Source organism: Streptomyces sp. NBC_01549, from assembly GCF_026339955.1.
Taxonomy (GTDB): domain Bacteria; phylum Actinomycetota; class Actinomycetes; order Streptomycetales; family Streptomycetaceae; genus Streptomyces.
The window spans coordinates 4,854,706-4,881,502 of the sequence record NZ_JAPEPW010000001.1 but is presented as its reverse complement, the minus strand read 5'-3'; the positions used below and the strand labels follow the sequence as shown (position 1 = coordinate 4,881,502).

Genomic DNA, 26,797 nt, shown 5'->3' with positions numbered 1-26,797 from the left:
GGCGCGAAGGAGCCGCAGACAGATGGACTGGACTCAGGACGATCCCACCCTCCGCGACATTCAGCTCGATCCGCGAGCCACCCCCTACGATCCACTGAACCCGCACCTCAACGGTGTTGACCAGCTCGGCACGCAACACTTCTGGCACGTCTCCGAGCCCACGATCGCGCCGGACGCGTGGGATCCGGACGAAGAGCTGGCGCAGATGCTGTACACGACGTCGAGCGCGGCGCCCACCGCTGCGGGGCCGCCGCACAGCCATGCGCTGCCGCGCCGCCCGATCAACCGGCGCAGGCCCAGGCCAGGCTTTCAGGCCATTGCCGCAAAGCACAGGATCATCACGGTTGTTTTCCTGGTCGTAATGATCATTGTATCCGCGGTGATGATGTTGGGATGGTCCGTCTCTTATTCATACAACCAACTGCGCGGTATTTCTTTGCTGGTGGTTTCGGCGAAGTTGGCACGATGGTGGCCGCTGATGGTGTACGGACCGTGGCTCGTGGCGGGTCTGTCCATCCTGCGGGCGACCGTTCAGCACCGGAGCGCGCGGCGGTCCTGGGCCGTGATGCTGATCGCCTCCGCCACTGCGGTGGCCCTCTGCGTCGGTCAGTCTCCGCGTTCCCTGCTGGCGATGGTGGTCGTCGGAATCCCGCCCATCACCGCCCTGATCTGCTTCCGGGAACTCGTCGGCCAGATCTCACCCCAGCACGGCCCCCGACACGCCTGCCACACTGTGAAGCGGTCCAAGCACCCAAGAACGTAGCCCGTGGGCCCCGACCGGCTGCACGGAAGTATCCGGAAGGGCCCGCCATGACACTCTCCACCGAAGACCGCCTGGCCATCGCGGAGTTGATCTCCCTGCACGGCCACCTCTTCGACGACGGACGCCTCGACGAACTGACGGAACTGTTCACCGAGGACGTCGTCTACGACGTGTCCGCCTTCGGGCAGGGCGAGTTGGTCGGGATAGAGGCGATCCAGGACGCGGCCCTCGCGCTCGGCGCCGCGAACGCCGTCGCCCATCACGTCACCAACATCGTCATCACCGACGACCTTGGTGACGGCCGCGCGCAGGTGCGGTCCAAAGGGCTGGCGGTCATGGCGGACGGCCGGTGCGGATCGGTGTCGTACGAGGACGTCGTGGTGCGGCGTGCCGAGGGGTGGCGCATCGCGCGGCGGGCGGTGGAGGCGCGGCGGGTGCCGTTGAACGGGGTGACGCACGCGCGGCGCTGAGCGTCGGCTAGCCCAACTCGCCGCGCTCCACGCAGAATTCGTTCCCCTCGGGGTCGGCGAGGGTGACCCAGCCGCCGCCGTCCGGACGGGTGTGGTCGGCGATCTGGCGAGCGCCCAGGGAGAGGGCGCGGGCGACCTCCTGGGCGCGGGTCCGGCCGTGCGGCTGGAGGTCGAAGTGGATGCGGTTCTTGGCCGACTTGCCCTCGGGGACGCGCACGAAGAGCAGCGTCGGGCCACCCGACGGGTCGCGCAGCAGCGCCTCCGGGTCGCCCGGCTTGTCGTCCTCGGCCAGCGGGCGGCCGAGCAGCTCGCTCCAGAACAGCCCGAGATCGTACGGGTCACCCGTGCAGTCGAAGGTGAGGGTTCGGATGGTGGGGTTCAGCCCACTTGTTTCGCTCATGAGCTCAGAACCCCGTCACGCCGTCGACAAGTTCCCGGACGATGTCCACGTGCCCGTTGTGACGGGAGGTCTCCTCGATCAGGTGGAGGAGAATCCAGCGCAGGTCGACGTGGCGGCCGTCGCGGATCGGGCGCTTGGCCGTGGTGTCCAGGTCGTGGCCGGCGACCAGGAGACGGTGGCGGACACTCTGCTCCTCGTACTCGTCCAGGAGTTGGGGCAGCAGAACGTCGACGGCGATCCGCATCTCGGGATCGGGATCCTCCTCGGTCGCGGCCGCGATCGGCCCCGAGTCCTCCTCGCCGAGGAACACCACCTCGAACCAGTAGTGCTCGACCCAGCGCAGATGGCTGATCAGCCCGCACAGCGTCATCAGGGGGGATCCGGGCAGTGGGGCCTCGCGCGCGTGCTCCGGGGAGACGCCCTCGCACTTGGCGCGGGCGGTGGCGCGGGCGTAGTCGAGGAAGGTGGTCAGCTGTGTGCGCTCGTCCCAGGCGGGAGGCGTGTCGGTTCGCGTCATAAGGGTGCAGCATCACCGCCCCACCCGTACGGTGTCGAGCGAATTAGACCGCCGAGGCGGCTGCCTGGGGCACCCTTGCTTCGTCGTACCGTACGACGAAGGGATGTCAGGTGACAGACATCGGTCGCTGGATGGACGGTCTCCAGGAGCGAGCCGCCGAGGTGCTGCCGGAGGACGTCTACGCGCACTTCCGGCGCGGCTCCGGTCGCGGCATGAGCGTCGCGGAGGCGACCTCGGCCTGGGACCAGTTCCGTTACCGGGCGAGACTGTTGCGGGACGTCTCGACCTGCGACGCCTCGACGACCGTACTGGGCACCCCCGTTCGGACGCCCGTACTCGTCGCGCCCAGCACCCTGCAGCGCAAGGCCCACCCCGACGGGGAGGCCGCCACCGCGCGGGGCGTCGCGGCGGCGGGATCGCTGCTGGCGGTGACCTCGAACACCGCGGTGCCGTTCGCCGACCTGGTGCCGAGCCGGGCGCCGTGGTGGGTTCAGGTGTACGTGGCCCGGGACCCCGTCCTGACCATCGAAACACTGGAACGGGCCCTCGCCGCCGGGGCGCGGGCGGTCGTACTGACCGCCGACACGCCGGTCATCGGGTCACGGGGCAAGCATGGCGCGCACGTCGGTGACTTCGTGGGGCCGGAGGACCTGTACGGCAACGTCACCGGCGTCCCCTCGCCCGAGGCCGCCGAGCACGCGCCCGATCTGACCCCCGACGTCATCGGCTGGCTGCGCGAGCGGTCCGGCGGTCTCCCCATCGTCGTCAAAGGTGTGCTGCGCGGCGACGACGCGCGGGAACTGGTGGCGGCGGGGGCGTCGGGCCTCATCGTCTCGAACCACGGCGGGCGGCACCTGGACGGTCTGGTGCCCACCGCCTGGGCCCTGCCGGAGGTCGTCGACGCGGTGGCGGGCACCGGTGCCGAGGTCTACGTGGACGGCGGACTGCGCCGCGGCACCCACATCCTCGCCGCCCTCGCCCTCGGCGCCCGCGCCGTGTTCGTGGGCCGGCCCGTCCTGTGGGCGCTGACCGTCCGCGGCGCCGCCGGCGTGACCCGCCTGATCGACGACCTCACCGACGAACTCATCGAGGCGATGAGCCTGACGGGCACACCGAGCGTGCTCGAACTGACCCGCGACCTCCTGTGGGCGGCTGCCCAGCCATCTCCGAACGGGTGGGCGGCTCCCCACGCGCCGCTCATTTGATCGTCCCGAAATGCGCGGTAAGACCCGCTGTGTCACCGTCATGTCACAGACAGCCCAGCAGGTGAACCCCGGAAACCGATGACGCGCTCTGAAGCGACGAGTGTCGGTGAGAGACCGGCGCCGCCTGAACCGCTTCGGGGGACTTCATGTACGGAATCGGTATCCGCAGGGTCGCGACCGCGCTGGTGACCGCGTCGGCGGCCACCCTGCTCATGACCGCGTGTCAGCCGGGCGGGAGCCCGGCGGGCGCGGGCTCATCGCCGCCCGGCGCTCCGGTCAAGCCGGCCGCGTCCACCGGGGCGAAGGCCTGCGGAGTGTCGGATCTCAACGCCTCCATGCGCCAGGCCGCGGTGCGGCCGGACGGTACCGGGACCGGCGCGACGGTCGTCGAGTTCACCAACGTGTCCGGCAAGGCGTGCACCGTCCGGGGGTATCCGACCGTGGCGGGGGCGGGCAACGGTTCCCCTCAGAAGAACCGTCCCCTCAAGGTGACCACGACCGGGGCCGCGTCCACGGTGAAGATCGCGCCGGGCGGGAAGGCGTGGACCAAGCTGACGTTCGTCCAGGTCCAGGGTGAGGCCGACGGCTACTGCAAGTCCGGAGCCACACCCGCCGGCTATCCGACCCTGGTGGTGGGTGTCCCGGGTGCCGGAGCGCACCAGGTCGCGCTGACGGACGGTGTCATCGCCGAGTGCGACGACAAGGTGACGGTCACCGCCCTGTCCTCGGCCAAGCCCTCCTGACCCACCTGCCCGGCCGTTCTTCAGGCCGCCGCAGAGCTGCGAGGATCCCCTCCGGGAATGTGTGGGATGTCCTGTGCGCAGGTGATCGTCTCCCTGTGGACAATGGCCGCACCCGCGCCGCTGTCCTCGAAAGGCCCCGCATGGTGTTGAGCAGACGTACCTTCAGCGCACTCGCCGGCACCACCGCGCTCGGCCTCTCGCTCGGCGGGTGCGACGGCGCCTTCGCCCACACGACCGCCCCCACCGGCCCCGCACCGGGGCCGCCCGCCGCCGACGGCACCCGCCACACGGTGGGCTTCGACAAGTACTCGATGCTGGTCGACGGACGCCGGGCCGTCCTGTGGTCCGGCGAGGTCCACCCCTTCCGGCTGCCGAGCCCCTCCCTCTGGCGGGACGTCCTGGAGAAGCTGCGCGCCCACGGGTACAACACCATCAGCGTCTACGTCTCCTGGAACTACCACTCCCCCGCGCCCGGACACTACGACTTCACCGGCGTCCGCGACCTGGACCTGTTCCTGCGCACGGCCGCCGAGACCGGCCTGTTCGTGATCCTGCGGCCCGGCCCGTACATCAACGCCGAGGTCGACGCGGGCGGCTTCCCCGGCTGGCTGACCGCCACCCGGGGCACCGCCCGCACCTCCGACCCGACCTATCTGTCGTACGTCGACGAGTGGCTGACCGCCGTGAACCGGATCGCGGCCCGGCACCTCTACACCCACGGCGGCGGCACGATCGTCCTCTACCAGCTGGAGAACGAGTACGCGAACAACGTCACCAGCCCCCGTGGGCGCGACTACATGGCCCACCTCTACGCCAAGGTCCGCGCCGACGGCATCGACGTGCCGCTCTTCCACAACGACAAGGGGCGCAACGGGTACTGGGCGCCGGGAACGTTCGACACGGGTGGGGAGACAGGCCGCTACCTGTACGGCTTCGACGGGTATCCCTCCCCCTTCGCGCCGCCGCCCGACTGGGGCTACTACGGCATCGGCGGTACGAAGGGCGGCTCGACGGCGAGTCCCGACACCCCGGGGCTGCTGGCCGAGTTCGGGGGCGGCTGGTTCGACCCGTGGGGCGGGGTGGAGTTCGACGGCAAGGGGTACGCGGAGTCGGCGCGGACGCGTGACGCGGCGTACGAGCGGCGCTTCTACCTCACCAACCTCGCCAACGGCATCAAGGTCCACAACGTCTACATGACGTTCGGGGGGACCTCCTGGGGCTGGCTGCCCGCGCCGGTCGTCTACACCTCGTACGACTACGGGGCCGCCCTCGACGAGGCCCGCAGGCCCACCCCGAAGCTGGTCCCGATGCACCAGCTCGGGCAGCTCCTGCACTCCGTGCCCGAACTCGCCAAGCTGGACCGGGCGGCCGACATCGAGGTCGGCGCGAGCGGCGGCGCGGCGGGGGCGGACGCCGGGATCACGGCGTACCACCTGGTCAACCCGGACACCAAGGCGCACTTCCACATCCTGCGCAACGACCGGACCGACGACGTCCTCGCCGCCGTCCCCCTCGCCGGGGTGAGCGTTCCGGTACCCGTCCCCGGCCTCGACGCCCGACTGCTCGCCACCGGTCTCCCGCTCGGGCGGCGGACGTTGCGGTACTCCAGCGCCCAGCCGATGCTGTGGCTCACCGCCGGGCGGCAGGACATCGCCGTGTTCACGGGGCGGAGGGGCGAGTCGACGCGGACGGCCGTCGACTGCGCGAGCGAGCCCACGGTCACCGTGCTGGAGGGGAAGGCCGACCACACGTACGCGTCCGGTGCGCTGCGGGTCGACGCCGAACTCGGCGGCCTGACAAAGGTTTTGGTGGAGGGCGGCGGCACCGGGGCTCCCCTCCTCCTCCTGCTGGCCGACGACGAGACCTCCATGCGACTGTGGCGCCACGACACCCCGTCGGGGCCCGTGCTCGTACACGGCCCGGCGCTCCTGCGCACCGCGGCCCTGCGCGGTACGACCGTCCATCTCACCGGTGACACGGTCGAGGCGGCCGATCTGGAGGTGTGGGGGCCGCGTGGGATGAGTGAAGTGGTCTGGAACCAGCGCATGTTGAAGGCCCGGGTGACCACCTCCGGGAGTCTGCGGGCCGAGCAGCGGTTGCCGGGGGTCGCCGCCGTCCACCTTCCCGAGCTGGGCGACTGGCGCTTCCACGTCGAGAACCCCGAGTCGGCCGCCGGGTTCGACGACTCGGCGTGGAAGGTCGCGAACAGGACCTCCTCGTACAGCACCACCCCCGTACCGGCCGGGCAGCCCGTCCTCTTCGCCGACGACTACGGCTTCCACTACGGAGACGTCTGGTACCGGGGGCACTTCGAGGACACCCGGGCCGCGGGCGGCGCCGCCGGGTCGGTGTCCCTCTCGTACGTCACGGGCACGCAGGGGATGCTGATGGCGTGGCTGGACGGGCAACCGCTGGGCACGCACCGGATGCCGGTTCCGGACAAGTCGACCGTGCGGCAGGGGACTTGGGCGGCCACGGCCACCTTCCCCGTGCGGTACGCGAACGGACCGCACGTCCTCTCCGTCCTCGTACGCCGGATGCAGCACGACGAGGACGGCGCGGCGAAGGACACGCACAAAGCGGCACGAGGCCTTACGGCGGTGACGTTTTCCGGGGCGAGCCCGGCCGTCACCTGGCGGATCCAGGGCGAGGCGGCGCCCGACCCGGTGCGGGGGCCGCTCAACCACGGCGGGCTGTACGGGGAACGGCAGGGCTGGCATCTGCCGGAGTTCGCCGACAGCGGCTGGCAGGTCGTGGACTTCCCGCGGGCGGCGCGCGGGCAGGGAGTCGTCTGGTACCGCACCGGGTTCCGGCTGGCGGTCGACCAGGGCGTGGACGCCTCGATCGGGCTCACCCTCACCGACGACCCGGCCCGCGCCTACCGCGTCCAGATCTTCCTGAACGGCTGGAACATGGGCCAGTACATCAACGACGTCGGCCCCCAGCACACCTTCGTCCTGCCCAACGGCGTCCTGCGCACCCGGGGCGCCAACACCCTGGCCCTCGCCGTACTGTCCGACGGCACCACCCCGGCCGGTCCGGGCGAGGCGAAGCTGACGCTGCTGGGCAGCGCGGCCGGCGGAGTACCGGTGACACCGGTGGACTCCCCCGGCCGCGCACACGTCCGCTAGCTGAGCCGGATCATGTTCCAGGAGAGGGGTTCCAGGACGGTGGTCAGGGTGCCGTCGTCCTGGAGGGTGGTGTCCTGGACGGGGTGGGGGGTGACCCGTTCCTGGTCGTCCAGGGTGTTGCGGGCGTCGGGGTCGGCGTCGGCGATCGCGGTGTGCTCGACGACCGTCGTCAGTCCCAGGCGGTTCAGGGCGACTTCGAGGGGCAGGGGTTCGGTCTGGCTGCGGTTGACCGCGAAGACGGTGACCGAGCCGTCGTCGGCGCGTACGGCGGTGGCGTGCAGCAGGTCGACCTCGCCGTACTTCTTCGTCTCGTAGGTCGGCGACACCGCGCGGACGTCGAGGACCTCTCCGCGCCCGTACCTGGCCGCCTGTGAGAAGGGGTAGAACGTGGTCTGGCGCCAGGCGGGGCCGCCGGGTTCCGTCATGATCGGGGCGATGACGTTGACGAGCTGGGCGAGGCAGGCGACGGTCACCCGGTCCGCGTGCCGCAGCAGCGCGATGAGCAGGGAGCCGAAGACGACCGCGTCGGTGACGGTGTAGACGTCCTCCAGGATGCGGGGGGCCTCCTGCCAGTCCTCGACCGGATGCGGGTTCGGACGGCTCTGGTACCAGACGTTCCACTCGTCGAAGGAGAGGTTGATCTTCTTCTTCGACTTCAGCCGGGCGCCCACGTGGTCGCAGGTCGCCACCACGTTCTCGATGAAGGACTCGGTGTCGACGGCGGAGGCGAGGAAGGAGTCGCGGTCGCCGTCGGTCTCCTCGTAGTAGGCGTGCAGGGAGATGTAGTCGACGAGGTCGTACGTCTCGGCCAGCACGGTCGCCTCCCACGCGGCGAACGTCTCCATGTCCTGTCCCGAGGATCCGCACGCGACGAGTTCGAGGTCGGGCTCGATCTGGCGCATCGCGCGGGCGGTCTCGGCGGCCAGCCGGCCGTACTCCTCGGCCGTCTTGTGGCCGGTCTGCCAGGGCCCGTCCATCTCGTTGCCCAGACACCACAGACCGATACCGAACGGCTCCTTGTCGCCGTGCGCCACCCGCAGGTCCGAACGGGCCGTCCCGCCGGGGTGGTTGGCGTACTCCTGGAGCTCCAGGGCCTCGGCGACCCCACGCGTGCCGAGGTTGACCGCCATCATCGGCTCGGCCTGCGGGCCGAGCTTCCGCAGGAACGCGATGTACTCCGACAGGCCGAAACGGTTCGACTCGGTCGAACGCCAGGCCAGGTCGAGACGGCGGGGCCGCTCCTCGACCGGGCCCACCGAGTCCTCCCAGTTGTAGGCGGAGACGAAGTTCCCGCCGGGGTAGCGGATCGTGGTGACGCCCAGTTCGCGGACCAGTTCCAGGACGTCCGTGCGCAGGCCTTCGGCGTCCGCGGAGGGGTGGCCGGGTTCGTGGATGCCGGTGTAGACGCAGCGGCCGAGGTGTTCGACGAAGGAGCCGAAGAGGCGGGGGTTGACCTCACCGACGGTGAAGGCGGGGTCCAGGGCGAAACGGGCGGTACGCATGCTTTCCTTTCGAGTGTGCCATTGGTGTGGGGTGGCTTGTGTTTTGTGGGCGCGTGCGGGTCTGTTGTGGCTGGTCGCGCCCACGCGGCGGAGCCGCACATGTCACGGCCCCGCGCCCCTAAAGGACGTCTGGCCAGCCGTCTTTCGTCCAGCTGAGCCTGTTCAGCCCCAGCTTTGGCGTGCCGTTGTCGTCCGCGTCGTAGTAGTGGTACGCCAGCCAGTCCTGGCCTCGGTCGTGGAAGACCGACTCGCCTCCGGTGCCGATGTACCTGCCGTGGCCGGCGAGCAACAGGTCGCCGCCGCCCTCCAGCAGCGGCTTGCCCGTGCTGTCCGCGTACGGGCCCGTCACCGACGTCGACCTGCCCACCCGGATCTTGTAGGTGGAGTTCACGCCCGCGCAGCACGCGTCGTAGGAGGCGAAGAGGTAGTAGTAGCGGCCGTGTTGGAGATGTACGGGCCCTCTACCGCGTACGGGGCGTCCGGGCGGGTCGCGAGATGGTGGACCGTGGCTTCGGGCAGCGCCTTGCCGGTGCTCGGGTCCAGTTCGACCATGCGGGTGCCCGTCCAGTACGAGCCGAACGCCATCCACAGCTTGCCGTCGGCCCGGATCACCGCGGGGTCGATGGCGTTCCAGGCGTCGGTGGTCGCCGAGGTGAAGGCGGTTCCGTGGTCGGTCCAGGTGCCGGGCATGCCCGTCTTCGACGTGGCCACGCCGATCGCCGAGTGGTTGGTGCCCCAGGAGGAGACCGCGTAGTAGAGCCAGTAGCGGCCGTCGCGGTAGGAGAGGTCGGGGGCCCAGGGGTCGGCGGTGGAGTTGTAGTCGTACCACCAGGCCGGGGGCGTGGTGAAGGCGTTGCCCGCGTCGTCCCAGTGGTGGAGGTCGGTGGAGAGGCGGGCTCCGATGACGCCGCCGGTGGAGTAGGCGACGTAGCGGCCGTTCCTGAGGTGGGTGACCGTGGGGTCGTGGATGATCTGCTGGCCGGTGAGGGGGAGGGGGTCGGGGTAGGTTACGTCGGCCGACGCGGTGGCCGGGAGCAGGGCGATGGTGGCCGCGGCGAGCAGCGCGGCGAGTCTGAAGCGCTTCAACTCACACTCTCCTCATGGCTGTTACTGGCCCGCCAGACCCGTGTGGGCCACACCGCGCACGATCTGGCTCTGGAAGAAGACGAACACGACGATCAGCGGGAGTCCCGCGATCAGACCACCCGCCATGAGCTGCGGCCAGACGATGCCGAAGGCGTTCTGCACGGTGGCGATGCCGTTCGGCATGGTCATCAGGTCGGGGTTGTTGGTCACCATGTACGGCCAGAGGAAGTTGTTCCACGAGGCGATGAAGGTGAAGATCCCGACGGCCGACAGCGAGGGCTTCGAGAGCGGCAGGACGAGGGTGAAGAAGATCCGCCAGCGGCCCGCGCCGTCGATGAACGCGGCTTCCTCCAGTTCGCGGGGCAGCGACTGGAAGAACTTGTAGAGGATGTAGACCATCGCGGCGGGGGCGCACTGCGGCAGGATCATGCCCCAGTAGGTGTCGACCATGCCGAGCGACTGCACGGTGGTGAAGAGCGGGACACCGAGGATCGCCGGGGAAAACATCAGGCCCGCCATGGTCACGGCCATCAGGACGGACTTGCCGCGGAACTCGGTGCGGGCGAAACCGTATCCGGCGAGGGAGGCGACCAGCAACACGATGAAGGTGACGCAGACCGACACGACCAGCGAGTTCACGAACCAGTTGGGGATGTTGCCGGCCGCGAAGACCTTCTGCCAGGAGTCGAGGGTGAAGTGCTCGGGGATCCAGTGCGGCGAGGCCACCGATTCGGCCGGGGTCTTGAGCGACGTGGACAGGGCCCACGCCAGTGGCGCCATCCAGATCACCGACAGGGCGAGGGCGACGACCGTCAGGGCGATCTGCGCGGGCGTCCAGGTGCTGCGGGGTTTACGGAGGGTGGGAGACGGCGTGGTCATCGGGAGATGCCCTCCTCTCGGCTGCGGAGCAGCCACATCCGCCCGAGGGCGACGGCCGCGATGATGAGGAACAGGACGAAGGAGATCGCGGAGGCATAGCCCACGCGGTAGCTGGTGAAGCCCTGTTCGAGGGTGTACTGCACGAAGGTGCGGGTCGATTCCTCCGGTCCCGGGCCGAACTGGTACATGACCACCGCCTGGTCGAAGACCTGCAGCGAGGCGAGGATCTGCAGCGCGATGACGAGGCCGGTGATGTTGCGCAGGTTCGGCACGGTGATGTGGAGCATGCGCTGGAAGGCGTTCGCGCCGTCCAGCTCGGCCGCCTCGTAGAGGTGCTGGGGGATGTTCTGCAGGGCGGCGAGGAACAGCAGGAAGGAGAACCCGACCGTCCACCACAGCGTCGCGACGACGACGGCGAGCAGGGCCGTGGACTTCTGTGTGAGCCAGGGCGTGGTGAGGCCGAGGACGTGGTTGACCATGCCGTTGGTGGGCTGGAACAGCCACCACCACAGGTTGCCGATGACGGCCGAGGGCAGCAGGAACGGCGCGAAGAAGCACAGCCGCCACAGCCACTTGAAGTGCACGGTGTGGTGGGCGATCAGCGCCATCAGCAGGGCCACGACGACGATGCACGGGACGACGTACAGGGTGAACTGGACGCTGTGCCACAGCGAGTTCCACACCAGGTCGTCCTTGAGGGCCTCGCGGTAGTTGGCGAGGCCGACGAAGTTGGTGTGGTCGCCGGAGATGTTGGCGTCGGTGAAGCTGAGGTAGAGGCCGCGGACGACCGGCAGCAGCACGAAGAGCCCGTACAGGACGAAGAACGGGGCGACGAACCAGCCGCCGTGCTGGAAGCGGCGGCCCCAGCGCAGACGGGCGGAGTCGGCGGCGGTGGTCGCACGGGGGCGCAGGGTGGTGGCGGCGACCGTGCTCGTGGCGCTGCTCATGCGCCGGCTCCCTTCAGCTCCTGGGCGGCCGTCCTGCCGTCCATGGGGTTCTTCATGGCGAGCAGTTGCTCCAGGACGGACTTCATACGGCGGGCCGCCGCGGCAGGCTTCGTGGAGCCGAGGTTGGAGGAGGCGACGACCGGGCCGATGCGCTGCGCGAGGACACCGGTGGAACCGGCGAACCAGATGTGCGGTTCGGTGGCCGGGTGCTCCATGGCGGGCCTGGAGTACTCGTTCTGCGGGCTGAGCTTGAGGTAGGCGGGGTCCTTGAAGGTGGGCAGATAGGCGGGGACATGGCCTCCGATGGCCCAGGTGGTGGCGTGGGTGACCATGTAGGCGGCGAGCTGGTAGGCGCCCTCGTCGGCGGCGCCGCCACGGCCGGACTGGTGGGGCAGGATGAAGGAGTGCGACTCGGCGTGGGTGGCCGGTCTCCCGAACACCGGGGGCAGCGGCTGGGCGCCGAAGTCGAGCTTCTCGCCGTTGAAGTACGGCACCGACCAGTTGCCCTCCCAGGTGAACGGCGACCCGGCGAGGAAGGCCTCGCCGTCGGCCTCTCCGACGGTGACGTAGCCGTCGGTCACGTGCTTGCGGAAGAACTCCAGGACCTCGGTGGCCTTGTCGGTGTCGAAGGTGACGTCGGTCTGGTCGTCGTTGAAGTAGCCGCCGCCGAGTTGCTGGTAGAAGGCGACGAAGAACCACCAGGCGAAGTTCTGGTCGTTGGCGTGCAGGCCGAGGGTCTGCTGCCCGTTCTTCAGTTGCTTCTTGGCCGCCTTGAGGAGGGCGAACCACTCGTCGGTGGAGCCGGCGGACGGCAGCCGCCCGTCGGCGTCGAGCAGGCCGGCCTTCTTGCACACGTCCTTGCGGTAGAAGCAGAGCTGGACGTGGATGTCGAGGGGCAGGGCGTAGAGCTTGCCGCCGACGATGCCGCGCTTCCACAGCACGGGGTTGAAGTCGGCCTCTCGCACGCCGTACTTGGCCAGGAGGTCGATGTCCCAGGGGTCCAGGAGGCGGCCCGGCGCGAACCCGGGGACGCGGCCCTGGTGCATGACGGCGAGGTCCGGTGCGCGGTTGCCGGCCGCGGCCATGGCGAGCTTGGTGTAGTAGGGGCCGCCCCACGTCAGGGTGGAGTCCTTGACCGCGATGTCCTGATGCTCCTTGCGGAAGGCATCCACCATCGCGACCTGGTTGGTGCCGTCGCCGCCCTGGAAGAGGTTCCAGTAGCGGACCCGGGTGCGCGCGCTGGAGGCGAGCGCGTCCGCGCCGGTGCCGAGGGCGGCGAAGCCCAGGCTGCCGGCGACGGTCAGGCCGCCGAGCGCAGCCAAAACGTTCCTGCGGTTCAGGTTCCCATGGTTCGGATACCCGTCGTTCAGGTCAGGTCGTCCCATGCCCTGCCCTCACTGTTCGAGATTCGTTGTTCGAAATTTCGGTGATCGCTCGTAACTTCGAACGGGACCGTAGATAGGAAGCGCTTTCTCGTCAATGGTTTGCGCAAAAATCGAAGGCCCCCGCCCGGTGGTCGATGACCGGACGGGGACCTGCGAGGGGCAAGACGGGGACCTGTGGGGGGGGAGAACTGTCAGCCGGCGAACGGCGGCTGCGGCAGGCCCTTCCCCGCGCCGGGGACGACGAGCACCGAGCCGGAGAGCGGATGCGGCGCCTCCAGGCCCGTACGTGCCGTGGTGATGTACAGGTCGGTCAGGTCCGCGCCGCCGAAGCCACAGGCGGTGGGGCGCGGAACGGGGAGTTCCACGACCCGGTCCAGCTCGCCGTCCGGCGTGTAGCGGCGCACCGCTCCACCGTCCCAGAGGGCCACCCAGACGCAACCGTCGGCGTCGACGGTGAGCCCGTCGGGCCACCCCGCGCCTTCCTCGATCACCGTCAACGGACGCCTGTTGACAGGCAGTTGACCGTCACCCATGTCGAAGACGTCGACGCGGCGGGTCGGTGAGTCGATGTAGTACATCAGCCGGCCGTCCGGGCTCCAGCCCGTGCCGTTGCTGACGGCGACGTCGTCGAGGACCGCGGTGACCGTGCCGTCGGCGGTGATCCTGGACAGGGTGCCGCCGCCCGGGGCCTCGTCGTAGCGCATGGTGCCGAAGAGCAGCGAGCCGTCGGGGGCGACCGCGGCGTCGTTCGCGCGGCGGCCGGGGACGGGGTCGCGGTACAACCATCGGAAGCCCTCGGGGCCGTACGTCGCCACGCCGTCCCGGAGGTTGACGACCACGCCGCCGCCCGCGCGGGGCTTGGCGGCGCCCACGTGCTGCTCGGTGACCATGACCGTGCGGCGCCCGGAGACGGGGTCGTACGTGTGGACCCGGGAGCCGAGGATGTCCACCCAGATCAGCCGCCGCGCGTCCGGATCCCAGGTCGGACCCTCCCCGAGGGCCGCCTCGGCGCGCACCGCGACATCGAAGGCCGTGTTCCCCGTCGCCCCTGTCGCCCTCGTCATCCCACCACGCTCCGGTGGCCGAGCCGCTCGGACAGATCGGCGGCGCCCTTCGCGGCGAGCTGCTCCAGCTCGACACGGCGCTCGTCGCTCCAGCGGATCATCGGTACGGAGATGGAGAGCGCGGCGACGACCTGGCCCGTGCGGTCGCGCACCGGGGCGGCGACACAGCTGACGTCCGGGTTCGACTCACGGTTCTCCACGGCGACGCCGCGGTGGCGGATCTCGGCGAGGGCCTCGCGCAGGGCGCCCGGCTCGGTGATGCTGTTCGGCGTCATCGCGATCAGGTCCGCGTTGTCCGGGATGCGGGAGGTCAGCTCGGCGTCGGGGAGCGAGGCGAGCAGCATCTTGCCGACGGAGGTGCAGTGGGCGGGCAGGCGCCGGCCCGCCGCGGACACCATGCGCACGGCGTGCGTGGAGTCGACCTTCGCGATGTAGATGACGTCGGTGCCCTCCAGGATCGCCACGTGGACGGTCTCGTCGCAGGTCTCGGCGACGGAACGGGCGACCTGCTGGCCCTCGGCGGCGAGGTCCAGCTGCTCGGCGTACCGGCTCCCGAGCTGGTACGGGCGCACCCCGAGGCGGTAGCGTCCCGGCTGGCCGGGCACCTGCACGATGTACGCACGGGCGGCAAGCGTGGTGACCAGCTCGTGCACCGTCGTCCGCGGCAGCTGGAGCTTGCGCACGATGTCGGGGGCGGAGAGCGTCCCGTCCCCGTCGAGAAAGAGCTCGAGTATGTCGAGAGCTCGGGTCACGGCAGGCACCAGGCGTCCCACAACCGGCCCCCTCTCCTGTGTTCGAAATTTCAACAGCCGATCGGCATGACGAACGTAGGCTACTCATAGTGCTCTTGGGCGGGCAATGGGTGGGCAACGGTGAGGTGTCGGGGGTGGGGTGTCGGGGGTGAGGTGTCGGGGGTGAGGTGTCGGGGGTGAGGTGTCGGGGGTGAGGTGTCGGGGGTGAGGTGTCGAGGGTGCGGTGTCGAGGGTGCGGTGTCGAGGGTGCGGTGGGTGACGGGGGTGCGGTGGGTGACGGGGGTGGGGAAGGGGTGGGGAAGGGGCGCGGGAGGTCAGCGGCGGGGGCGCGGGTCCCCGAGTTCACCCCTGAGGCGTTGCGCCCGGAGTACCAGCTCCAGCTCGAACCGCCGGTCCGGGTCGTCGATCTCGTCACCCCACAGCTCCCTGATCTGACGGAGGCGGTAACGGACGGTCTGGGGGTGGACACCGAGCCGCGCGGCGACCTCCGGCGCACCCCCGCGCGTCTCCAGCCACGCCAGCAACGTCTCCGCGAGACGCCGTCCGTGCGTCGGCCCGCAGTGCCCGAGCGGCGCGAGGCAGCGCAGGGCGAGATCGTCGATCAGCTCCTCGGGCTGGAGGAGCACCAGGGCCTCGGTGTGCTCGGTGCAGTGGAGCACCTCCCCGCCGGGCAGCAGCCGCCGCTCCATCAGCCGTACCGCCGCATCCGCCCAGCGCAGCGACTTCGCCGCGTCGGCGAGCGGCACCGGCGGCCCGATCGCCCCGGACCACCCGGTCAGCGCCCGGTGCAGCAGTTCCGGGCGCCCGGCGGCGTCCGGCTCGGGCACGACCATCCGCGGCTGCTCGTACTCCATGTCGAGCAGCACCCCCTGCCCCACGGCGGGCGCCACGGCCTCCCGGGCCGGCCGCAGCAACACCCCGACGGCGACTTTGTCCGGCAGTGGCCAGCCGATCCGCGCGGCCCGCTCGACGAGCGCCTCGGCGGGGTCGCTCCGGTGGTGCTCGGCGAGCAGCAGCTCCATCAGACGGCGCTGGAGGCGCAGGCGCTCCCCCGCCTGCCGGGCGGCGGCCTCGGCGTAACCCCGTACGGATTGATCCACCAGACCGTCCAGGTACTCGTATCCCGCGTCGACGAGCTCGTACATCGCCGGCGGCGGGATCTCGACCCGCTGCCCGATCTCCGCGAACCGGCGCCAGGCGAGGCGGACGCCCAGCCGGTAGATCGCCTGAAGCGAGTCGAGGCTGCGCCCGTGCAGTCCCTCGCCGCGGCCGAACTCCTGGAAGACCTCGGGGTGGACGCGGGGCCGGCCCTCCGCCGTCTCCAGGTGCTGCACGAAGACCTCGATGGCCCGGCGGATGCCGACGAGGGCCATCGGCTCACCGGAGTCGTCGACGACGAGGGGCAGGTTCGGGTACTCGCGGCGGATCTCCCGGAGGATCTCCTCGGCGAGATCCGGCGCCTCGGCCAGGGCGATCGCCGCGAACCGCCGCACCTGAGGGCGGGGAACGTCGTGCCAGGCCGAGCGCACGCCGACGGCTCCGTGTCCGGCCTGCGCTTCCGCGTCCGCCTCCGCCTCCGGGGCGCTACCGCCGGTGCGGGGAGGGTGGCCGTGCTCAGCGGGTCCTTCGCCGGGTCGGTCGGGTTCGTCGGGGCCCGCGCGCTCCCCCACGCTCTCGGCCTCGTCCAAGCAGGGGAGACTCGCGTCCCCTCTCGACACCGGCGCGCCCCTGCGGCTGGGCACGGTCAGTGCTCCTGGTCGGCATGTTCGTATGTGATCAGTGGGGTGTTCGGCTGGTCGGGGGTCGCGTCGAGCAGCGCGACGATGCCGAGCGCGGCACCCACGGCGAGCGCGGCGGCGGCCGCGACGGTGAGTACGGCGGCGAGCAGTCTGGACATCGCAGGGTGAGCCTCTCTGTCGGAGGTCGTCCCCACCCGTTCCCGTGATCCGCGCAGCCCGTTTCGCCGGTCCCGTCCGGCAAGTCCTCAGTCTCGACAATGCATTGACACTCCGTCAAGGGTGCCCGTACGGTTCCCGGCCCATACCGCACGTGCACTTTCCCTCCTGGTGTCGACGCACCCGTATCGCCGCGTTCCACCTGCATCACCCGTATCACCCGTGGTCACTCGTGGTCACCCGTGCGTCGAGCCTCCTCACGCCCCTGGAGTGCCCGGATGCGCCGGAAACCCTCACCCTTCGCACTGGTCCTGCTCGGTCTCGGCACCTTTCTGCTCGTGCTGGCCCCGATGCTCGCGTGGTACGTGGAACCGCGGGCCGCCGTGAACCCCGTCGACATCGACACGACCGCCGTCTACACCGGCACGGGCGCCTACTTCGACACCGCGCAGGTCCAGACCCTGTTCGACAAGCGGATCACCGTCACCCAGCAGGTCAGAGGCGATGTCGCCGACAGCGAGCACAGCGGGCGCGCCGTCTGGGACGTGACGACGACGGTCGACACGGACAAGTCGCTGCCCGCGGCCGACCCGTACGACGCGCTGGAGTTCTTCCCGAACCGCTGGGTCACCGACCGGAAGACCAACCAGCCGGTGCACTGCTGCCAGGAGAACCCGCGCTTCGCGGGCGACGCCTACCTCAAGTTCCCCTTCGACGTGCAGAAACACGCGTACCGCTGGTGGGACAACTCCCTCGGCGCACCCGTCACCCTGGCCTACCGGGGCACCAAGAAGGTCCAGGGCTACACGGGTTACCGCTTCACCGGCACGGTCCCCCCGACGAAGATCGGCACCCGGCTGGTGCCGGGCAGCATCGTCGACCTGCCGGGTCGCCCCCAGGTACTGGCCGAGGAGTGGTACTCCAACCACGGCATCGAGCTGGTCGTCGACCAGCGCACCGGCCGGGTGCTCTACGCCCAGGTCGGCCCGCGCAGGACGCTGCGCGCACCTGGTTCCACGTACGACTCGACGCTGCTCCTGGACGCCGACAAGCTGGCCTTCACCACGGCCACCCAGAAGGACCAGGTGAAGCAGGCGAAGAAGGAGAGCGGTCAACTGCGCCTGCTGGGCGAGACGTTGCCCATTGGTGCCGGTGTGATCGGGTTCGTTCTCGCCGCCGTGGGAGGCGTTTTGGTGGTACGAGGGCGACGGGATCCCGGTTCGCCCGGTAACTCCCCTTCAGCACTCACGATGTGATGCCCTGTCAGCTCCACAAAGCACGGAATTTGTCACCTCGGTGAGTAGCAGCTTCCCAGCGCCGGGCGAAAACTATCCACCCCCACCCGAGCACAGCCCGCCCACATTCCCGTTACAGCCGGTACCCGCATCCCCCACACTGAGTTCCGCACCCTGAGACGAGTTGGAGCACCCATGCCCCAGCACGTGCCCTCCCCGCTGCGCGCCGCGGTCCCGCGCGACACGCAGTCCCTCCCGGCGCTCCCCCCACAGCCGCGCCGTATCGTCTTCCTCGCCCATCGAGACCTCGGTAACCGGTCCGCGGGCGGTTCCGAGATCCTCGTCGACCGGCTCGCCGAGGGACTGACCTCGCTCGGCCACCAGGTCACCCTGGTGTGCGGCGGGCCCGCGGCCTACCACGACTACCGGGTCGTCTCGGCGGGCGGCGACCTGGGCCACTTCCTGCGCGCCCGCTCCGCCTTCCACCGTCAGGTCGGCGACTGCGATCTGCTGGTCGAGGTCTGCAACGGCATGCCCTACCTGGCCCCGCTCTGGCATCACGGCCCCACCCTGTGCCTGGTCAACCACGTCCACACGGACCTGTGGCGGATGCGGTTCGGCGGACCGCTGGCGCCGGCCGCGCGGATCGGCCGAAGACTCGAACACTGGGCACTGGCGGGCGCACAGCGCCGCAATCTGCTGGTCGCCGTCTCGCCGTCGACGGCCCACGCGCTGCGTGCGATCGGGGTGGAGCGGGAGCGCATCCGGGTCGTGCACAACGGGGTCGAGGAGCCGGGGCCGCTCGCCGAGCGCTCGCCGGAACCGCTGTTCCTGGCGATGGGACGGCTGGTCGAGTACAAGCGGATCGATCTGCTGCTGCGGCTGTGGGAGCGGGTCCGTCCGGTCACCGGGGGCCGCCTGGTGATCGTCGGCGACGGTCCCGAGCGGGAGAGACTCCAGCAACTCGCGGGCCCCGGTGTGGAGTTCGCCGGCCATGTCACGGAGGCCGAGAAACACCGGCTGCTGTGCGCCGCGTGGCTGCTGCTGCACCCCTCCGCCGTGGAGGGCTGGGGCCTGGTGGTCACGGAGGCGGCCGTGCGCGAGACCCCGGCGATCGCCTTCGACGTGCCCGGTCTGCGCGACTCCGTGGTCGACGGCGAGACGGGTGTACTGGCCCGCGGTGAGTCCTCCTTCGCGGCGGCCTGGTGCACCCTCGCCCTGTCCACCCACCGCCGCACCCTCATGGGCAAGTCCGCCCGCGACCGGGCGGCCCAGTTCCGCTGGAACAACACGGTCCGCCAGTTCAGGGCGGTGGCCACGGAGGCGGCCACCACCTGGCGGAGGTGACGTCCATGGACGGCGACCCCGAGATACCCCGGCGAGCCCCCGCCGAAGACGCGCCCCCCGTATGGAAGGACCCCTCCTTCCGGCGTTCGTTCGCACTCTTCCGGGCCTTTCTGCGCGAGCAGGAAGACCCCGAGGGCTGCTACTCGTTGCTGGCCCGGGACGCCGCCGACCAGGTCGAGGCGTACGGCGGCGTCGAGGGACGTACCGTCGTGGACGTCGGGGGCGGCGGCGGGTACTTCACCGCGGAGTTCCGGCGGCGCGGCGCGCACGCGTATCTCTTCGAGCCGGACGTAAGGGAGTTGGGGGCGAAGCCCCCCGACTCGGCAGTCGTCGCGGACGGTTATCTGCTGCCGCTCGCGGACGGCGTCGCCGACGTCACCTTCTCCTCCAACGTCCTCGAGCACGTGGCCGATCCGCAGACGTTCCTGAGCGAACTGGTGCGCGTCACCCGGCCCGACGGGCTGATCTACGTCTCGTTCACCAACTGGCTCTCCCCATGGGGCGGTCACGAGTGGGCGCCCTGGCACTACCTCGGCGCGGAGCGGGCCCGGGCCCGCTATCACCGCCGTACCGGAAAGCCCGCCAAGCACACCCTCGGCGAGAACCTGTTCGCCGTGCACATCGGCCCCACCCTGCGGCAGGTGCGCGCCCGCGACGACGTCACGGTCGTCTCGGCACGCTCCCGCTACTGGCCCCTCCTCGCCTCCGCCGTCACCAGAGCGCCGGGGCTGCGGGAGTTCGCCACCTGGAACCTCCTCCTCATCCTCCGGCGGTGTCCACCATGACGACCACGGTCCAGGCTCCTCCCCCGGCAGCCGTCCGCCCCGTGACGACCACGTCCGGCCCCCCGCACGGGCCGCGGTCCAGGCGCTGGCTGCTGGGGTTCTGGGCCGTGGTGTTCGTGCTGTTGCTGGCCGTGCACCCCGGACGCATGACGTTCGACACCAAACTCGGTGTCGTACTCGACCCGTGGCAGTTCCTGTCCGACCTGGGCCAGCTGTGGCACGACCGGGGCGGCTTCGGCGGCATCCAGGACCAGTACGCGGGTTACCTCTGGCCGATGCTGCCGTTCTACGGCATGTGCAAGCTGATCCACCTCCCGGTGTGGCTGGCGGAACGGCTGTGGCTGTCGATCGTCGTGTCCGTCGCCTTCTGGGGCGCCCTGCGACTGGCCGAACGGCTGCGGATCGGGAACGGTTCCTCCCGGCTGCTCGCCGCCGTCACCTACGCGCTCTGGCCGGTCTTCACGACCGTCGTCGGCTCGACCTCGGCCGCCGCGCTCCCCGGCGCCTTCCTCCCCTGGGTCCTGCTTCCCCTCACCGACGAGCGCTACAGCGCCCGCGTCGCCGCCCTCCGCTCGGCGCTGGTCATCCCCTTCATGGGCGGTGTGAACGCGGCGGCGACCCTGGCCTCGCTGCTCCCCGCCGGGCTGTACCTCCTCTCCCGTCCACGCGGACCCCGGCAGCGGAGACTGATCACCTGGTGGGTGCCGGGCGTGATCCTGGCGACGGCCTGGTGGGTGATCCCGCTGCTGTTGCTCGGCGTCTACGGCGAGAACTTCCTCCCGTACGTGGAGACCTCCGCGACCACGACCACCACCATGTCCGCCACCGAGTCCCTGCGCGGCGCCGGGAACTGGGTCGCCTACCTCCACTTCGGCGAGGCCTGGCTGCCGGCCGGCTGGACCGTCGCCGCCTCGGTGATCGTGATCGTCTGCTCGGCGCTCGCGGCGGGGCTGGGTCTCGCCGGGCTCGCCAGACGGGACATGCCCGAGCGCCGCTGGCTAGTCCTGACCGTGCTGTCGGTCGCGCTCCTCACCCTCGCCGGGTACGGCGGCGCGTTCGGCGCGCCCTTCCACGGCGTGGTCCAGGACTGGCTGAACGGCTGGCTGGTTCCCTTCCGCAACATCTACAAGTTCCAGACGGGCCTCGCCCTGGCCCTCGTGTTCGGCCTCGCGCATCTCGTCGGGATCGCGGCACAGCCACGCGGCGCCCGTCCCGTACGCGGCCGCCGCTACGCACCCCTCGTCGCCGCCGTACTGGTCCTGCCGGGCCTCGCCTGGCCGTACCTGAACGGATCGATCCTCAACCCGGGTTCCTTCCAGCAGCTCCCCAAGTACTGGCAGACCACCGCCGACTGGCTGAAGAAGTACTCGCCCGACTCCCGTGCCCTCGTCGTCCCCGCCACCGCGCACGGCCTCTACACCTGGGGCTCCCCCATCGACGAGCCCCTCGACGTGCTCGCCGACTCCCGCTGGGCCGAGCGGGACTACGTCCCCTTCGGCACCCCCGGCAACCGGCGCGCCATGGACGCCGTCGAGCAGGCGCTCATGACCGGCAGTGACGTCCCCGGCCTGGGGGACTACCTGAGCCGCGCCGGGCTCTACTACGTCGTCGTCCGCAACGACCTCGACCCCGACCAGGTCGGCTACGTCCCGACACAGACCGTGAAGCGGACCCTGGAACAGTCCGGCTACCAACGGGTCACCGGCTTCGGACCGGTCGTGACCGGCGGCCGGATCGCCCACCACACCCCGCTCCAGGTCGAGGGCCTCTACCCGCGCGAGCGCGCCGTCGAGATCTACGAACCGGCGGGCAACGGCGCGCCGCGCCCCGGGCAGGCAGGGCTGAGCGCCATCGCGGACACCGCCGTCGTCTCCGGCGGCCCCGAGGCGCTGCTGCCGCTGGCCGCCGACCCCTCGATGCGCGGCCGCCCCGCCGTCCTGACCGGCGACAACCACCCCGGCCTCGGCACCGCCGCGGTCCAGGTGGTCGGCGACGGGCTGCGGCGCGCCGACACCCGCTTCGGCCTGGTCAACTCCAACACCTCGTACACGTACACACCCGACCAGCGCAACGACAGCGACAGCGCCCAGGACGCCGGCAAGAAACCGCACCAGATCCTGCCGACCAAGGGCATCCAGCACCAGACGGTGGCCGAGCTGCGCGGCGCCCGCTCGGTGACCGCCTCCTCCACCGGCAACTGGCTCTTCCACCTCCCCCAGTACGACCCCGTGAACGCCTTCGACGGGAACCCCGACACCGCGTGGGCGGAGGGCGCGCCCGGTTCCGCGAACGGGCAGTGGCTGCGGATCCGCTTCGAGGGGTCCCTGAACATGCCGAAGTCCTTCAAGGTCACCCCACTCCCGCAGGACGGCATGCGGTCCGCTGCGACCCGGGTCCGGGTGGAGACGGAGAAGGGCTCCGCCACCAGCTATCTCGAACCCGACGGCACGACCCAGTCCATCAAGGCGCCCGCCGGGTCCACGAGCTGGCTGAAACTGACGATCACCGACTCCACCGCGCGGCACGCCGGACTCACCGGCGCGGGCTTCTCCGAGATCGCTCTCCCGGACGTCCAGGTCACCCGCCTGCTGAAGCTCCCGACCGACGCCGCGGGGTCGGACGCCTCCGCCGAGATCGTCTCCCTGCACCGCACCGCCGACCCCACCGGCCTCGCCCCCACGGGCACGGAGGCGGGTCTGCACCGTACCTTCTCCACCTCGACGGCGGGATCGTACGAGGTGAAGGCGAGCGCCGTCGCGATCAGCGGCGACGCACTCGACAAGCTGCTGTACGACGTCTCGCCCCAACAGCCGAACCGGATCGTCGCGACGGCCGACTCCACCACGGACCTCGGCCCCGGCCTCGACGCGCGCAACCTCACGGACGGCAACCTGACCACGGCCTGGATCGCCGGGGACAGGCCGACGATCCATCTGAGCTGGCCCGACAAGAAGCCCGTCTCGTCCATGGTCCTGGCCGCGGCGGGCGGCCTCTCCACCCGCCCGACGAAGATCGAGATCCGCTCCCCGGACGGGGACACCGTGGCCGGGGTCGACGAGAACGGCTGGGCCCGCTTCGACCCGATCACCACGAACCACCTCGACATCACCGTCACCGAGACCGCACCGCTGACCCTCCACAACCCGGTCGCGGGAGCCGACCTGCAACTGCCGGTCGGGCTGACGGAGGTGTACCTCCCGGCCCTCGCCGAGTACCGCACCGCGCAGGCCGTGGAGACACAGGAGTTCTCGCTCGCCTGCGGAAAGGGGCCGACGCTCGCGGTCGACGGGAAGCTGTACGCGACGAGCGCGAAGGGGACGGTGGGGGATCTCGTCGAGCGGCGGCCGGTTCAGCTGACGCTGTGTCAAGACGACTCCTCGGAAACCGCGTTGGATCTCGGTTCCGGCTCGCACCGGGTCGAGGCGGGCGACGCCGGACCCCTCGCGGTCACGGACGTCACCCTCACCCGTGGCACCGTCGAGGCCGTCGCCGGGGCCGGACGCACCCTGCGGATCGTGGACTGGCTGGGCGACCGCCGCGAGGTGCAGGTCGGCTCCGGCGCCGCCTCGTACCTCACGACGTACGAGAACTACAACGACGGCTGGCAGGCCACGCTGGGCGGCAAGAAGCTGACGCCCCTGCGGCTCGACGGCTGGCAGCAGGGCTGGCGGATCCCGGCCGGCGCGGGCGGCACGGTCAAGTTGTCCTACGAGCCCTCGACGACGTACGAGGCCGGGCTGATCGGCGGCGGGGTCGGCGTGGCGGCGCTCGCGGGCCTCGTGCTGTGGCGCCGCCGCGAGGCGGGCCCCGACGAGCCGCAGCCGGCGGCGCCGGACGCCGGGCTCTGGCTCGGCACGGTGGCGCTCACGCTGGTGGGCGTGGTCATCGCGGGACCGTTCGCGCTGCTGGTCCCCGCGCTGGCGCTGCTCGCGTGGAAACGGCACGCACTGCTCGTTCCGATCGCGTTCCTCGCGCTCGCCGGGGCGGGGATCGCGGCCGCCACGGGCGCCGGATCACCGCCGGGCGCGAGCGAGGGCGCGTTCGGGCCCGCGGCGCAGTTGCTGGCGCTGATCGGGTTGTTCGCGGGCCTGGTGAGCGTCCAGGAGCCCGGGACCCGGCCGGCGCCCCGGGCCTCCGGCCCGGTCCCGGGCTCCGAGGCCCCGACGTCACCCCTGCCGCGACGCCGCCGCGGCGAGAACGGCGGCCCCGGGGCCGCACTGGGTACGGGGACCAGATCGGTCGGGGAGGCACCGAGCGGCGAACCCAGCTCGTCCGAGCCGACCGGAGCCGAGCCCCCCGCACCGGCCCCCGGGCCCGACCGTGCCTCCAGCCCGACCATCTCCGCACGCGGCCCGGGTTCCGCCCCGCGCGAGGCGGGTGCGGGTGACGCGGGTGCGGGCGCGGGTGACTCGGGCGCGGGCGAGGTCGCTCCGCCCACCGCACGGATCGCCTTCCGCAAGGCGGGGAACCCGGCGGACGACGACACGGGAAGGGGCGAGCCTCGATGACCGCGCTCGAGCATCCGGCACGGGACGGTACCGACGGGCCGTCCCGGCCCCCCGCCCGCGTGCCGTTCCCCGTCGTGGACGAGGTCTCCCGGCACTGTCTCCAGGAGGAGGAACCCGAGACCGTCCACATCGAGGTCCACCTCCCCGGCCGTCTGGACCCCGCCCGACTCACCGCCGCGTTCACCCAGGCCCTGCACCGTCACCCCCGCATCCTGATGCGCGAGGCCGCGGGCCCCTGGTACCGCCGCCGCTACGAGTGGGAACTCACCCCCGATCCGGACGTGGAGGTCGTCTCCTTCCCGCCGCCGGGCCCGGGCGCCCTCCAGCACGCACGGACCCGCGCCCTGCTGACCGCCCCGCCGCTGTCCGCCTCGCCGCCCATCCGCCTGGAGGTGGTCGACGGCGCGGGCCCGCCGGTGGGCAGCGAGGCGACGGACGCGGTGGGTACGGCGCCGCCTCGAAGCGCCGCGCCACGTCCCCACACCGGCCCCCGCCCCAAGGGCACCGTCCTCTTCCTCACCGTCAACCACACCGCCCTCGACGGCCCCGCCTGCCTCCGCGTCCTCGCCACCGCCGCGCAGTTGTACGGCGGCAAGGACAACTCCCCGGCCGCACCCCCGGTACGACCGCCCGAGGCGGCGGCGAAGGCCGGGCAGGTCGACACCCCGTCCACCTGGACCCCGCCCGCCCGCGTGGCCCACGGCACCCCGGAGCCCTCACCCGGAAACGGCCTCCTCGTCACCGAACTCGGCGTCCCGCACCGCCCCAAGGGCTCCCCGTACACCGTGAACGACCAGCTCATGGCGGCCACGGCCCTGATGATCGCGCACTGGAACAGGGAACACGGCGCCCGCCCGCGCCCCCTGCGCATCACGATGCCGGTCGACGACCGCCCCCGCGGCACGGACATGCCCATCGGCAACGGGACACGACTCGTCGAAGTGCCCTTCACGGTGGAGGAGCTGGACGCCGGACGGATGGGCGAGCTGCTGCACCGCACGGCGGAACGCACCCGCGCCCTCAAGTCGCTGCCCCGGCCCCAGCTCGGCCACGGCGCGGCCCTCCTGACCGCCCCCGTGGTCCCGGTCGCCTGGCGCGCCGCCCTCACCAGGGGCCTGCGCCGCGCTGCCGGCCCCTGGACGTCGACCACGCTGCTGAGCAACATCGGCCGCATCCCGTACGCCCTGGACTTCGGCACGGAGGCGGGCCGCGCGCACGCCGTGTGGTTCTCGGCGCCCGCCCGGACGCCCCGCGGCCTGACCGTCACCACGGCGTCCACCGCGGGCCGTCTGCACGTCGCCCTGCGCTGGTCGCGCACCCTGCTCAGCCACGGCGACGGCGCCCACCTCCGCGACCTCTTCGAGCACTATCTGCACGCGACGCAGGAGGACGGCAGCCGATGACACCCGCGACCTCGACCCCGACCACTGCCTCGGTGACGGCAGCGGCCCCCGCCCGCCGGGGACTGCGCGACTTCTACGAGGATCCGAGCGTCCCCGTCGCCTCCGGCACCCCCCGCAGCCTGCGCCAGGCCCGGATGCTGGCCGCCGCGCTCGGCCCCGCCACGGCAGGCGCGCGGACCGTGCTGGACATCGGCTGCGGCGACGGCACCGCGGCCGCCACCGCGGCGCCCCTGCTCGCCGGACACCGTCTCGTCGGCGTCGACTGGTCGCAGGACGCCCTCAGACGCGCCCACGCCCGGCTGCCGTACGCGATCCGCGGCGAACTCACCGACGGCGGGCTGCCGTTCGCCGACGCCTCGGCCGACGCCGTCCTCTTCAGCGAGGTGATCGAGCACCTCGTGGACCCGGACAGCGCCCTGGACGAACTCCGCAGAGTCCTGCGGCCCGGCGGCCACCTGATGCTCTCCACCCCGAACCTCGCCGCCTGGTACAACCGCGCCCTGCTGCTCGCCGGTGTCCAGCCCGTCTTCTCGGAGGTGAGCCTGCGCGCGATCCACGGCCGCCCGGGGCGCGAGGTCGTAGGCCATCTGCGGCTCTACACGGCCCGCGCGCTGCGGGAGTTCGTCACCGCGGCGGGCTTCGAGGTCGTACGACTGAGCGGGGCGCCCTTCCACGGCGTACCGCGTCCACTGCGCCCCCTGGACCGGCTGGCCTGCGCGGCACCGGCCCTCTCCTCCATCCTGCTCCTGCACGCCCGAAGGACGTAGCCCATGTGGTGGG

Annotated in this window: 21 protein-coding genes and 1 pseudogene; 11 read left to right on the top strand and 11 right to left on the bottom strand. The window is 71.3% G+C overall.

Features of this window, described 5'->3' with window-relative positions; genetic code table 11:
• Positions 1-22: 22 nt before the first annotated feature.
• The gene (locus OG819_RS21630) at positions 23-763 is read left to right on the top strand and encodes a DUF2637 domain-containing protein (protein ID WP_266650883.1); all 741 of its coding nucleotides are present in this window, start codon (positions 23-25) and stop codon (positions 761-763) included.
• 47 nt (positions 764-810) lie between these two features.
• Positions 811-1,233, top strand: coding sequence for a nuclear transport factor 2 family protein (locus OG819_RS21625; protein WP_266650882.1), 423 nt, complete (start codon positions 811-813; stop codon positions 1,231-1,233).
• Positions 1,234-1,240: 7 nt separating this feature from the next.
• Here the strand turns inward: OG819_RS21625 and OG819_RS21620 are convergent, their stop codons facing one another.
• Positions 1,241-1,633 carry a VOC family protein gene (locus OG819_RS21620; protein ID WP_266650881.1) on the bottom strand — a complete coding sequence of 131 codons (393 nt, stop codon included), beginning with the start codon at positions 1,631-1,633 and terminating at the stop codon, positions 1,241-1,243.
• Between the two features lie 4 nt (positions 1,634-1,637).
• Positions 1,638-2,150 (bottom strand): DinB family protein, encoded by a 513-nt coding sequence (locus OG819_RS21615; RefSeq protein WP_266650880.1) that lies wholly within the window; start codon positions 2,148-2,150, stop codon positions 1,638-1,640.
• Between the two features lie 110 nt (positions 2,151-2,260).
• Here OG819_RS21615 and OG819_RS21610 point away from each other — a divergent pair, with 110 nt between their 5' ends.
• The 3 genes from OG819_RS21610 to OG819_RS21600 all read left to right on the top strand — a co-directional run bounded on the left by OG819_RS21610 (position 2,261) and on the right by OG819_RS21600 (position 7,229).
• Positions 2,261-3,355 (top strand): alpha-hydroxy acid oxidase, encoded by a 1,095-nt coding sequence (locus tag OG819_RS21610; RefSeq protein WP_266650879.1) that lies wholly within the window; start codon positions 2,261-2,263, stop codon positions 3,353-3,355.
• 146 nt (positions 3,356-3,501) lie between these two features.
• Complete coding sequence (locus tag OG819_RS21605) at positions 3,502-4,098, top strand: DUF4232 domain-containing protein (RefSeq protein WP_266624531.1); 597 nt, start codon at positions 3,502-3,504, stop codon at positions 4,096-4,098.
• A 140-nt stretch (positions 4,099-4,238) separates the two neighbouring features.
• On the top strand, positions 4,239-7,229 hold the full coding sequence (locus OG819_RS21600; RefSeq protein WP_266650878.1) for a beta-galactosidase: 2,991 nt from the start codon (positions 4,239-4,241) through the stop codon (positions 7,227-7,229).
• Here the strand turns inward: OG819_RS21600 and OG819_RS21595 are convergent.
• The 9 genes and pseudogenes from OG819_RS21595 to OG819_RS21555 form a co-directional block, all read right to left on the bottom strand.
• Positions 7,226-8,731, bottom strand: a complete 1,506-nt coding sequence (locus OG819_RS21595; protein WP_266650877.1) for an alpha-N-arabinofuranosidase — start codon at positions 8,729-8,731, stop codon at positions 7,226-7,228. The genes OG819_RS21600 and OG819_RS21595 overlap by 4 nt on opposite strands.
• 118 nt (positions 8,732-8,849) lie before the next feature.
• Positions 8,850-9,817 (bottom strand): annotated as a pseudogene (locus tag OG819_RS21590) (arabinan endo-1,5-alpha-L-arabinosidase).
• 21 nt (positions 9,818-9,838) lie between these two features.
• The gene (locus OG819_RS21585) at positions 9,839-10,696 is read right to left on the bottom strand and encodes a carbohydrate ABC transporter permease (RefSeq protein WP_266624538.1); all 858 of its coding nucleotides are present in this window, start codon (positions 10,694-10,696) and stop codon (positions 9,839-9,841) included.
• Positions 10,693-11,643: a carbohydrate ABC transporter permease gene (locus OG819_RS21580; protein WP_266624540.1), complete on the bottom strand. Its 951-nt coding sequence runs from the start codon at positions 11,641-11,643 to the stop codon at positions 10,693-10,695. Before OG819_RS21580 ends, OG819_RS21585 begins: the two co-directional genes overlap by 4 nt.
• Positions 11,640-13,028: an extracellular solute-binding protein gene (locus OG819_RS21575; protein ID WP_266650876.1), complete on the bottom strand. Its 1,389-nt coding sequence runs from the start codon at positions 13,026-13,028 to the stop codon at positions 11,640-11,642. The genes OG819_RS21580 and OG819_RS21575 overlap by 4 nt, the downstream gene beginning before the upstream one ends.
• A gap of 191 nt (positions 13,029-13,219) precedes the next feature.
• Positions 13,220-14,092: an SMP-30/gluconolactonase/LRE family protein gene (locus tag OG819_RS21570; RefSeq protein ID WP_266650875.1), complete on the bottom strand. Its 873-nt coding sequence runs from the start codon at positions 14,090-14,092 to the stop codon at positions 13,220-13,222.
• Entirely contained in the window at positions 14,089-14,865 is a 777-nt protein-coding gene (locus OG819_RS21565) for an IclR family transcriptional regulator (protein ID WP_266650874.1), read from the bottom strand. The genes OG819_RS21570 and OG819_RS21565 overlap by 4 nt, the downstream gene beginning before the upstream one ends.
• Positions 14,866-15,158: 293 nt before the next feature.
• Positions 15,159-16,373, bottom strand: coding sequence for a helix-turn-helix domain-containing protein (locus OG819_RS21560; protein WP_266652795.1), 1,215 nt, complete (start codon positions 16,371-16,373; stop codon positions 15,159-15,161).
• Between the two features lie 215 nt (positions 16,374-16,588).
• Positions 16,589-16,741 (bottom strand): hypothetical protein, encoded by a 153-nt coding sequence (locus tag OG819_RS21555; RefSeq protein ID WP_167552120.1) that lies wholly within the window; start codon positions 16,739-16,741, stop codon positions 16,589-16,591.
• A gap of 276 nt (positions 16,742-17,017) precedes the next feature.
• On the opposite strand from OG819_RS21555, the gene OG819_RS21550 reads away from it, so the two are divergent.
• The 6 genes from OG819_RS21550 (at position 17,018) to OG819_RS21525 (ending at position 26,784) form a co-directional block, all read left to right on the top strand.
• Positions 17,018-17,995, top strand: a complete 978-nt coding sequence (locus OG819_RS21550) for a DUF3068 domain-containing protein (protein WP_266624546.1) — start codon at positions 17,018-17,020, stop codon at positions 17,993-17,995.
• A 174-nt stretch (positions 17,996-18,169) separates the two neighbouring features.
• The gene (locus OG819_RS21545; protein ID WP_266414162.1) at positions 18,170-19,321 is read left to right on the top strand and encodes a glycosyltransferase family 4 protein; all 1,152 of its coding nucleotides are present in this window, start codon (positions 18,170-18,172) and stop codon (positions 19,319-19,321) included.
• A gap of 5 nt (positions 19,322-19,326) precedes the next feature.
• Positions 19,327-20,106 (top strand): class I SAM-dependent methyltransferase, encoded by a 780-nt coding sequence (locus tag OG819_RS21540; RefSeq protein ID WP_266582342.1) that lies wholly within the window; start codon positions 19,327-19,329, stop codon positions 20,104-20,106.
• Entirely contained in the window at positions 20,103-24,614 is a 4,512-nt protein-coding gene (locus OG819_RS21535; protein WP_266652793.1) for an alpha-(1->3)-arabinofuranosyltransferase, read from the top strand. The genes OG819_RS21540 and OG819_RS21535 overlap by 4 nt, the downstream gene beginning before the upstream one ends.
• Positions 24,611-26,017, top strand: coding sequence for a condensation protein (locus tag OG819_RS21530; RefSeq protein ID WP_266650873.1), 1,407 nt, complete (start codon positions 24,611-24,613; stop codon positions 26,015-26,017). Before OG819_RS21535 ends, OG819_RS21530 begins: the two co-directional genes overlap by 4 nt.
• Positions 26,014-26,784 (top strand): class I SAM-dependent methyltransferase, encoded by a 771-nt coding sequence (locus OG819_RS21525; protein WP_266650872.1) that lies wholly within the window; start codon positions 26,014-26,016, stop codon positions 26,782-26,784. The genes OG819_RS21530 and OG819_RS21525 overlap by 4 nt, the downstream gene beginning before the upstream one ends.
• Positions 26,785-26,797 lie beyond the last annotated feature (13 nt).